The sequence below is a fragment of the Luteibacter sp. genome (assembly GCF_051958795.1).
In the GTDB taxonomy this organism is placed as follows: domain Bacteria; phylum Pseudomonadota; class Gammaproteobacteria; order Xanthomonadales; family Rhodanobacteraceae; genus Luteibacter.
This window is the reverse complement of sequence record NZ_JBQCFT010000158.1, coordinates 1-9,316: the sequence shown is the minus strand read 5'-3', so window position 1 is coordinate 9,316 and position 9,316 is coordinate 1. Positions and strand designations below refer to the sequence as shown.

General features: G+C 65.3%; 8 protein-coding genes and 1 tRNA gene. 5 read left to right on the top strand and 4 right to left on the bottom strand.

Annotated elements, in window-relative coordinates:
* Positions 1 to 138: 138 nt before the first annotated feature.
* The 4 genes from ACTHLF_RS08380 to ACTHLF_RS08365 all read left to right on the top strand — a co-directional run bounded on the left by ACTHLF_RS08380 (position 139) and on the right by ACTHLF_RS08365 (position 2,934).
* Entirely contained in the window at positions 139 to 399 is a 261-nt protein-coding gene (locus ACTHLF_RS08380; RefSeq protein ID WP_440326515.1) for a DUF2188 domain-containing protein, read from the top strand.
* A gap of 66 nt (positions 400 to 465) precedes the next feature.
* Positions 466 to 1,737: a nucleotide sugar dehydrogenase gene (locus ACTHLF_RS08375; RefSeq protein WP_440326513.1), complete on the top strand. Its 1,272-nt coding sequence runs from the start codon at positions 466 to 468 to the stop codon at positions 1,735 to 1,737.
* A 60-nt stretch (positions 1,738 to 1,797) separates the two neighbouring features.
* Positions 1,798 to 2,808: an NAD-dependent epimerase gene (locus tag ACTHLF_RS08370; protein WP_440326511.1), complete on the top strand. Its 1,011-nt coding sequence runs from the start codon at positions 1,798 to 1,800 to the stop codon at positions 2,806 to 2,808.
* A 49-nt stretch (positions 2,809 to 2,857) separates the two neighbouring features.
* Positions 2,858 to 2,934, top strand: a tRNA-Arg gene (locus ACTHLF_RS08365).
* Between the two features lie 17 nt (positions 2,935 to 2,951).
* On the opposite strand, the gene ACTHLF_RS08360 is transcribed toward ACTHLF_RS08365, so the two are convergent.
* Positions 2,952 to 3,281, bottom strand: a complete 330-nt coding sequence (locus tag ACTHLF_RS08360) for a hypothetical protein (RefSeq protein WP_440326509.1) — start codon at positions 3,279 to 3,281, stop codon at positions 2,952 to 2,954.
* Between the two features lie 366 nt (positions 3,282 to 3,647).
* Between ACTHLF_RS08360 and ACTHLF_RS08355 the strand changes: the two genes are divergently transcribed.
* The gene (locus ACTHLF_RS08355) at positions 3,648 to 5,045 is read left to right on the top strand and encodes an FAD-containing oxidoreductase (protein WP_440326507.1); all 1,398 of its coding nucleotides are present in this window, start codon (positions 3,648 to 3,650) and stop codon (positions 5,043 to 5,045) included.
* On the opposite strand, the gene ACTHLF_RS08350 is transcribed toward ACTHLF_RS08355, so the two are convergent.
* The 3 genes from ACTHLF_RS08350 to ACTHLF_RS08340 all read right to left on the bottom strand — a co-directional run.
* Positions 5,042 to 6,472, bottom strand: a complete 1,431-nt coding sequence (locus tag ACTHLF_RS08350) for an aldehyde dehydrogenase family protein (protein ID WP_440326517.1) — start codon at positions 6,470 to 6,472, stop codon at positions 5,042 to 5,044. The genes ACTHLF_RS08355 and ACTHLF_RS08350 overlap by 4 nt on opposite strands.
* Before the next feature lie 82 nt (positions 6,473 to 6,554).
* Positions 6,555 to 7,901, bottom strand: coding sequence for an exodeoxyribonuclease VII large subunit (gene xseA, locus ACTHLF_RS08345; protein WP_440326505.1), 1,347 nt, complete (start codon positions 7,899 to 7,901; stop codon positions 6,555 to 6,557).
* Positions 7,902 to 8,004: 103 nt separating this feature from the next.
* The coding region (locus ACTHLF_RS08340; RefSeq protein ID WP_440326503.1) for a carboxyl transferase domain-containing protein at positions 8,005 to 9,316 on the bottom strand (1,312 nt) is incomplete at its 5' end.

Here is a 9,316-nt window from a genome sequence, read left to right as displayed (position 1 = left end):
ACGACCCCTTCACCTCCCGTTGTGCGGCGCGGGACGGATGTCGGGAACCTGTGCAGAGCGCACGTTCCTGCGCCTACGGTGCGAAGACACCTGCAAGTCCATGCTTTAGCTGGGTTTGTCAGCATGCCGGAGTGCCGAATGACACGCGTCTACGAGGTTCCCTATTTTCCCGAAGATGGCCTGGGCTGGGCCGTGCGACTCGATGGGCGGATCGTCGCCCGGTGTGAGTCCCGCTACGAGGCGCTGGCCGCAGCCATGAACCGCGCCGCGGCCGAAGGTGGGGACGCCAGCATAGGTATCGAAGGGGCCGATGGGGTGTGGCGACCCTTCGGCACGGACGCAAAGCGTCCAGGGCGGGTGCCGGAATTGCCGCCGAGGCGCTTTTCGGTCGCCCGCTAGCGCCCGGGAGGAGTCGTTTCCGTTAATCTGGCGCCCTTTGACCCAAGCCAAGGGGCTGGCGTGCCAATGAACGAAGTGAGGATCGCCGTCGTCGGGCTCGGCTACGTAGGCCTGCCGCTGGCCGTTGAGTTTGGCAAGATCCTGCCGACGCTGGGCTACGACATCGATACGGGCCGCATCGCCGCGTTGCGCCAGGGTCACGACCACACCCAGGAAACCTCCGCCGACGATATCCGCTCCGCCACCCGGCTTGAGGTGACCTCGGATCTGGCGGCGATCGCTGCGGCCAACGTTTATATCGTCACCGTGCCCACTCCGGTCGATGAACATAAGCGGCCGGATTTCGGCCCGCTGGTGCGGGCGAGCGAGGCGATCGGCACGGTACTGCGTCCCGGCGACACGGTGATCTACGAGTCCACGGTTTATCCGGGGGCCACCGAGGAAATCTGCGTACCGGCGCTCGAGAGGACCTCCGGGCTGGCCTTCAACGTCGATTTCCACGTGGGCTACAGTCCCGAGCGGATCAACCCGGGTGACCGTGAGCGCCGACTGACAACGATTCCCAAGATCACTTCCGGCTCCACGCCCGAAACCGCCGATTTCGTCGACGAGCTTTACCGCCGCATCATCCGGGCGGGCACGCACAAGGCACCCTCCCTCAAGGTCGCCGAGGCCGCCAAGGTCATCGAGAACACCCAGCGCGATGCCAATATCGCGCTCATCAACGAGTTCGCGTTGATCTTCCACCGTCTCGGTATCGATACGACGGACGTGCTCGCCGCCGCCGGCACCAAGTGGAATTTCCTGCCGTTTCGTCCGGGTCTCGTGGGTGGGCACTGCATTGGCGTCGATCCGTATTACCTGATCCAGAAGGCCCAGTCGGTCGGGTACTTCCCGGATATCCTGCTGGCCTGCCGCCGGATCAACGACGCGATGGGCAGCCACGTCGCCAGTGAAGTGGTCAAGCTCATGATCGGCAAGGGCCACGCCATTCGTGGCAGCCGCATCCTGGTCATGGGCCTTACCTTCAAGGAAAACTGCCCGGATCTGCGGAATACGCGGGTGGTCGACCTCGTGCGCGAGTTCGAGGGCTATAGCGCGCAGGTGGATGTATACGACCCATGGGCCAATGCAGAGGAATGCATGGCGGAATACGGGTTGCCGGTGCTGGCCGACGCGCCGGCGGCGGGCGAATACGACGCCATCGTGGTGGCCGTCGCACATGACCAGTTCCGCCAGATGGGCGGGGCAGGTATCCGGGCGCTCGCGAACGGCCGCGCCGTGGTCTATGACATCAAAGGCATATTACCTAAGGAAGCGGTCGACGGACGGCTGTAATGCTAAGGTACGCAGCGTGCGGCGCCACGGCCGCGAGCATCTGATGCCAGGGCGTTGACCATGAAAGTACTCGTAACGGGAACGGCCGGTTTCATCGGCTCCCATGTCGCCATGAAGCTGCTCGAACGCGGTGACGAAGTCATCGGCTTCGACAGCATGAGCGATTATTACGACGTCACGCTCAAGCAGGCGCGCCTCGCCCGCTTCGTCGATCATCCGAACTACACGCATATCCAGGGTGACCTGGCCGACCGCGAGATCGTCGAGCGCGTGTTCGCAGAACACAAGCCGGAACGCGTGGTGCACCTCGCCGCACAGGCCGGCGTGCGCTACGCCGCGCAAAACCCGCATGTCTATGTGTCGAGCAACGTCACCGGGTTCCTGCATATCCTCGAAGGTTGCCGCCATCACGGTGTGCAGCACCTGGTGTTCGCATCGACCAGCTCCGTCTACGGTGCGAACCGCGATATGCCGTTCTCCGAGCACAAGTCCACCGAGCACCCGCTCACCCTGTACGCGGCGACGAAGAAAGCTAATGAGCAGATGGCGCATAGCTACGCACATCTCTACGGGATTCCCTGCACTGGCCTGCGTTTCTTCACCGTCTACGGGCCGTGGGGCCGCCCCGACATGGCCCTGTTCCTGTTCACGGAGAACATCATCGAAGGCAAGCCGATCGATGTGTTCAACCACGGGCACCATAAGCGTAGCTTTACCTATGTCGACGATATCGTTGAAGGTGTGGTGCTGGCGCTGGATAGCCCGGCGCAACGTGATGCCTCCTGGGACGCCATGGCGCCCGACCCCGCAACAAGCGGTGTCGGTCCCTATCGCATCTTCAACATCGGCAACGAACACCCGGTGGAACTGCTGACGTACATCAAGACGCTTGAGAAATGTCTCGGGCGCGACGCGGTCATGAATCTCCTGCCGCTGCAGGCGGGCGATGTCCCTGACACGGAAGCCGACGTGACCGACCTGCGCGAGCAGTTGGGGTATAGGCCGAAGGTCCCTGTGTCGGAAGGGGTGCGCAACTTCGTGGCGTGGTATCGGGATTACTACAAGGTCTGACGGGCCTTCTGGCCGCGCGCGCGAACAGCCGGTATCCTTAGCCCCCGTTGGCCCCGTAGCTCAGCTGGATAGAGCGTCCCCCTCCTAAGGGGAAGGTCGCCCGTTCGAATCGGGCCGGGGTCACCAGTTCAGGGGCGCAACGCTCAATGAATGAAACGCGCCGCGCTGAAGGCGAGTGTCGCGACGGCCAGCATCATAGTGGCTGACCATTTGATCAGGTCGGACCGCATGTTGCCCATATCGGCTCGCACGCTGCCCATGGCGGTGAGCAGCTCGACCTTGATCTCCGCCATCTCCTGACGCAGTTCACTCTTCACCGCACCCAGGCCGCTTTCCAGGCGCGCCGCCAGGCGCACCTCCAGTGCGGCAACCGACTCGGCCGTGGCGGTATGCTCCAGTGTTGTCTCTATGCGAATGAGACGATCGCGGGTTTCGGCCGCGTGATGTTCCAGGCTGGCGATGCGATTTTCCATGGCGTCATCGTGTGCGGTGCCCAGCGGCGGGTCAACACGTCGAAGTGCGCGACCGCGCGAAGCCTTGGCGTGCGTGGGTATCGGTCGTGTCATGGGGCGGACCATCTCGAAGTGTGCAGGAGCCATCGGTAAGAAGTTCCTGAGGTTGATGCAAGCGAGGCTTGCCTTGGCGGTGTTGGCGAACTTTACGCAGCGGTGCTCGGGCCCGGTATCAGCGCGTCGCGCGTGTCGCCCTAATCCATGCCCTACACGTTGTAGGCTTGGCTTCGGCAGCAGCGCTCGATGTCACGGGCATGCAAGCTATCCCCACTGGGTTATGTCAAACCTGATAGGCCCAGCCGTGCACCGACAAGCAGGAGCGAACGCATGCCTCGTACTTTTGACGCGATTATCGTCGGCGCTGGCCAGGCCGGCCCCGCGCTCGCCGGACGGCTGACGGCGGACGGCAAGACCGTCGCCATCATCGAGCGCCATCTTGTCGGTGGTACGTGCGTTAACACCGGCTGCAAGCCCACCAAGACGCTGGTGGCTAGCGCATACGCGGCCCATCTCGCACGACGTGGCGCGGAATATGGCGTGCGCTATGCATCGGATCCGGGCGCCATGGAGTTCGACCTGCCCACGGCAGCCGCCCGTGCCCGCCAGGTCATCCTGGACTCGCGCAAGGGCAACGAGGACTGGCTGGCGTCCATGCCCGGGCTCACCTTGATTCGCGGCCATGCCCGGTTCACCGGCCCACGCCGGATCGAGGTGAACGGCGAAGTGATCGAGGCGCCACAGGTGTTCCTCAATGTCGGTGGCAGGGCCAACGTGCCCGACTTCCCCGGTATCGACGAGGTCGATTACCTGACCAACAGCACGATCATCCCGCTGGAGCAGTTGCCGGAACACCTCGTGGTCGTCGGTGGCAGCTACATCGGCCTCGAATTCGCGCAGATGTATCGACGTTTCGGTTCGCGGGTCACCGTCGTTGAGATGGGGCCGCGCCTGGTCGGCAGGGAAGACGAGGACGTCTCCGCGGAGATACGTGCCTTCCTGGAGGCCGAAGGCATCGAGGTCCGGACCAGTGCTTGCTGCATCACGCTCGGAAAACACGGGAAAAATGTGACCGTCGGCGTCGACTGCACCGAAGGCGCGCCGGTCGTGGAAGGCTCGCATGTCCTGCTTGCGGTCGGCCGACGCCCGAACACGGATGACCTTGGCCTCGACAAGGCGGGCGTGGCTACTGACGAGCGTGGATACATCAAGGTCGATGACCACCTGCGGACCACGGCCGAGGGTGTCTGGGCCATGGGCGATTGCAACGGGAAGGGCGCCTTTACCCACACGGCCTGGAACGATTACGAGATCGTGGCGGCCAACCTGCTAGATGGCGCCAACCGCAAGGTCAGCGAGCGGATCCTCGGCTATGCGCTATACGTCGATCCGCCGCTCGGCAGGGTCGGCATGACCGAAGCCCAGGCGCGGGCATCCGGGCGACCCCTGCTGATGGCGAAGCGGCCGATGAAACGCGTGGGCCGCGCCGTCGAAAAGGGCGAAACATGGGGTTTCATGTCTATGGTCGCCGATGCGGAGACCCGCCAGATCCTGGGTGCTGCGGTGCTCGGCACCGGTGGTGACGAGGTCATCCACGGCGTGCTCGACATGATGAACGCCCGCGCGACGATCGAAACCTACCAGTGGGCGGTGCCGATCCATCCGACGGTTTCCGAACTGATCCCTACGCTGATCGGCAGTCTCGCGCCCGCGGAAACGCCAGGTTAGATATCGCGCATCACCATGAGCCGGATCTCGCTCATGTCGTCGATGGCGTAACGCACGCCCTCACGCCCGATGCCGGACGATTTCGCGCCGCCGTAGGGCATGTTGTCCACCCGGAAACTGGGCACGTCATTTACGATGACGCCGCCCTGATCGAGGGCATCCCACGCATGCATCGCGTGCCGGAGGTCGTTCGTGAACACGCCCGCCTGGAGGCCGAAATCCGAATCGTTGGCGATTGCCACCGCTTCCTCGAAGGTCATGAAGCGCTCGAGGATGGCCACGGGACCGAACGCCTCCATGCGCTGCAGCTTTGCATCGTGCGGGACCTTCTCCAGCAGCGTGGCCTCAAGCATCGCGCCCTTGCGTCCGCCTCCGCAAAGCAGGCGCGCGCCACCTTTCTTCGCTTCGTCGATCCAGCCCTGCAGGCGTTGCGCAGCGCCCTCATCGATCATCGGGCCAAGGAACGTGCTCTTTTTCTTGGGATCGCCCGCTTTCAGGGTCTTCACCCTGGCCACGAGCTTGCGCTTCAGCGCATCGTAGACATCGTCATGGGCGAGGATCCGCTGCACGCTGATGCAGCTCTGCCCGGATTGGTAGAACGCGCCGAAAACGAGACGCTCAACCACCGCATCGAGGTGGTCCACCTGGTCGGCGTCCACGATGCAGGCGGCGTTGCCGCCCAGTTCCAGGGTGACCTTCTTGTGGCCTGCCTGCGCCTTGAGGTCCCAGCCGATCAGGCCGCCGGTGAACGAAAGCAGCTTCAGGCGCGGATCGGTCACGAGCGGTGACGCCGACTTGCCGTCCAGCGGGAGGATCGAGAAAGCCCCCTTGGGCAGGTCGGTTTCGGCGAGGATCTCGCCGATGATCAGTGCACCCAGTGGCGTCCGTTCCGAAGGCTTGAGGACGAACGGGCAGCCGGCCGCGATCGCCGGCGCCACCTTGTGGGCCACGAGGTTCAACGGGAAATTGAACGGCGTGATGAACGCTACCGGGCCCAGCGGGACCTTGCGGGTGAAACCCTTGTAGCCGTTCGCGCGCTCGGAGATTTCGAGGTTAATCGTTTCCCCGTTGATGCGGACGGCTTCCTCGGCTGCGATCTTGAAGGTCTCGATGAGGCGGGTGACTTCACCGTGCGAATCGTGGATTGGCTTTCCCGCCTCGACGCACAGCGCGTAGGCGAGTTCATCCTTGCGTTCGCGAAAGCGCGCCACGCAGTGCTCGAGTACCGCCTGGCGCTGCCAGGGGCGGAACGCCTTCATCGCGCCCGTGGCCGCCGCGGCCGCGGTAATCGCGCGTTCCAGCGCATCCGCGTCGGGGAGGGCGACCCGGGTTGCCACCTTGCCGGTGTACTTGTCGAGGACATCCAGCTTCGCCCTGGCCTTCACGGGCTTGTTGGCGAGGTAGTAGGGGTAGCTCTTCTCGAGCATGGGCGGGCCCTCGTTGGCGGCAATGCCGGCCATGATCCAACCGCCGGCGTTCAGTTGTCGTGAGGCGGTTTGCCGCGCGGGCTCAGGCGTCGCGGAGGAGGCGCAGCTCGCCTTCGGCGAGCATGACGCGTACGCGCTCGCCGATGGCGACGTCGTTCGCCCGGCGAACAACGGCGTCGCGCTGGTCGAATACGATGGCGTAGCCACGCTCCAGTGTCGCCAGCGGGCTCACCGCATGCAGGGTACGGCCTTGCTGCTGCAGGCGCAGGCGGTCGCGCTCGAGCCTGCGGGCGATGCCGGCCGCAAGGCGCTGGTGGAGCGCCGCGACGCGCTGCTGGACGGGCATGAGGCGCAGGCGCGGATGCTGGGCACCGAGGCGAGCCTGGAGGCGATCGAGGCGAGCGCGGCGCAGGGTGCCTGACTGGGTTACCGCCGTGTGCAGGCGGCGGCGGAGCGCTTCCAGGCGCTGCGCATCGCGCGCGAGCCGCGCCTGCGGCCGCTGCCCATTCAGGCGGGCATGCAGGTGATCCACCCGTTGGGCGGCCGACTGGAGCCGGCGGTCGACGAGCGTGGCCATGCGCTGGCGCAGGCGCGCGAGGCTACGCGCAAGGTCCGTGCTGTCCGGCACCAGCAGCTCAGCCGCCGCGGAGGGCGTCGCCGCCCGCAGGTCCGCCACGAAGTCCGCGATGGTGAAGTCCACCTCGTGACCCACGGCCGATACCACCGGCACGGCGCTCGCATGGATGGCGCGTGCCACCTGTTCGTCGTTGAACGCCCAAAGGTCCTCCAGCGAACCGCCCCCACGCGTGACCAGCAGGACGTCGTAGCGCCCGCTGGCGGCGGCGCGCTTCACCATCGTCGCGATCGCAGGCGGTGCTTCGCGGCCCTGGACCGGCACCGGCAACACCTCGACCTCGGCCAGGCCAAGCCGCCGCCCGAGCACGCTCAGCACGTCGCGAATGGCCGCGCCGGAAGGCGAAGTGATCACGCCGATGCGGCGGGGAAAGGCTGGCAGCGTACGTTTGCGGTCGGCGTCGAACAGTCCCTCGGCTCCGAGCCGCGCCTTCAGTTGCTCGAATTCGCGCTGGAGGGCGCCTTCACCCGCCGGCTCCATGTGGTCGGCGACCAGCTGGAACTCGCCCCGCGCCTCGTACAGGCCGACCTTGGCTCGCATCAGCACGTGCATGCCGTCGGCCGGGCGGAAGCGAAGCCGCGACGCCGCCATGCGGAACATGGCGCAGCGGACCTGTGCGTTGGCGTCCTTCAGCGTGAAATAGATATGGCCGGAAGAGGGCCGGGCCACGTTGGAGAGCTCGCCTTCTATCCAGACGCCCATCGGGAGGGCATCTTCCAGCAGATCGCGCACCAGCCGGTTCAGGCCGGATGGCGTGAAAATCTCGGGTGCCGTGCTGTCGAAGGAATCGGACATGGGACCGGCGAGGTTATCACGCCGGGAACCGTGGGGGCGCGCTTGAGCGCGATGGGGCTTGAGGCACGGCCCATCGCGCGCAAACGCGCTCCCACGGGATGGGTTACATGCGGAACACGCCGAAGCGGCCTTGCTCGATGGGCGCGTTCATGGACGCCGAGATAGCGAGGCCCAGCACGCGACGCGTGTCAGCAGGGTCGATGATGCCGTCATCCCACAGACGGGCGCTGGCGTAGTACGGGTGGCCCTGCCGTTCGTATTGCTCGCGCACGGGTGCCTTGAACGCTTCTTCTTCGTCGGCGCTCCATGTGCCGCCGCCGGCCTCGATGCCATCGCGGCGGACGGTCGCCAGCACCGAGGCGGCCTGTTCGCCGCCCATCACGCTGATGCGCGCGTTCGGCCACATCCACAGGAAGCGTGCACCGTAGGCGCGGCCGCACATGGCGTAATTCCCGGCACCGAACGAACCACCGATGACCACGGTGAACTTGGGTACGTGCGAGCAGGCCACGGCGGTCACCATCTTCGCGCCATCCTTCGCGATACCCGCGTTCTCATACTTGCGACCCACCATGAAGCCGGTGATGTTCTGCAGGAACACGAGCGGGACATTGCGCTGGTTGCACAGTTCGATGAAATGCGCACCCTTCTGCGCGCTCTCGCCGAAGAGGATGCCGTTGTTCGCGATGATGCCCACGGGATAACCATGGATGTGGGCGAAACCGGTCACGAGGGTCTTGCCGTAGCGCGCCTTGAACTCGTGGAAATCGGAGTCGTCGACGATGCGGGCGATCACTTCGCGGATATCGAACGGACGGCGCGTATCCTCGGGAATGACGCCGTAGAGTTCCTCCGCACCGAAGCGTGGCTCGAGCGGCGGGCGAACCGCGAGTGGCATGGGCTTGATGCGATTGAGCGAACCGACGATGTCGCGCGCGATGGACAGCGCATGCGCATCGTTTTCGGCAAAGTGGTCGGCCACGCCGGAGACAGCGGTGTGCACGTCCGCGCCACCCAGCGCTTCCGCATCGACCACTTCGCCCGTCGCCGCCTTCACCAGGGGCGGGCCACCCAGGAAGATGGTGCCCTGCTCACGCACGATGATGGTTTCGTCACTCATCGCGGGCACGTACGCGCCACCCGCGGTGCAGGAACCCATCACCACGGCGATCTGCGGGATGCCCTGCGCGCTCATGCGGGCCTGGTTGTAGAAGATGCGGCCGAAGTGTTCGCGATCCGGGAAGACCTCGTCCTGGAGGGGTAGGAACGCGCCGCCGGAATCCACCAGGTAGATGCAGGGCAAGCGGTTCTCCATCGCCACTTCCTGGGCGCGGAGATGCTTCTTCACCGTCATCGGGAAGTACGTGCCGCCCTTGACGGTGGCATCGTTGGCGAGCACCACGACCTCGGTGCCC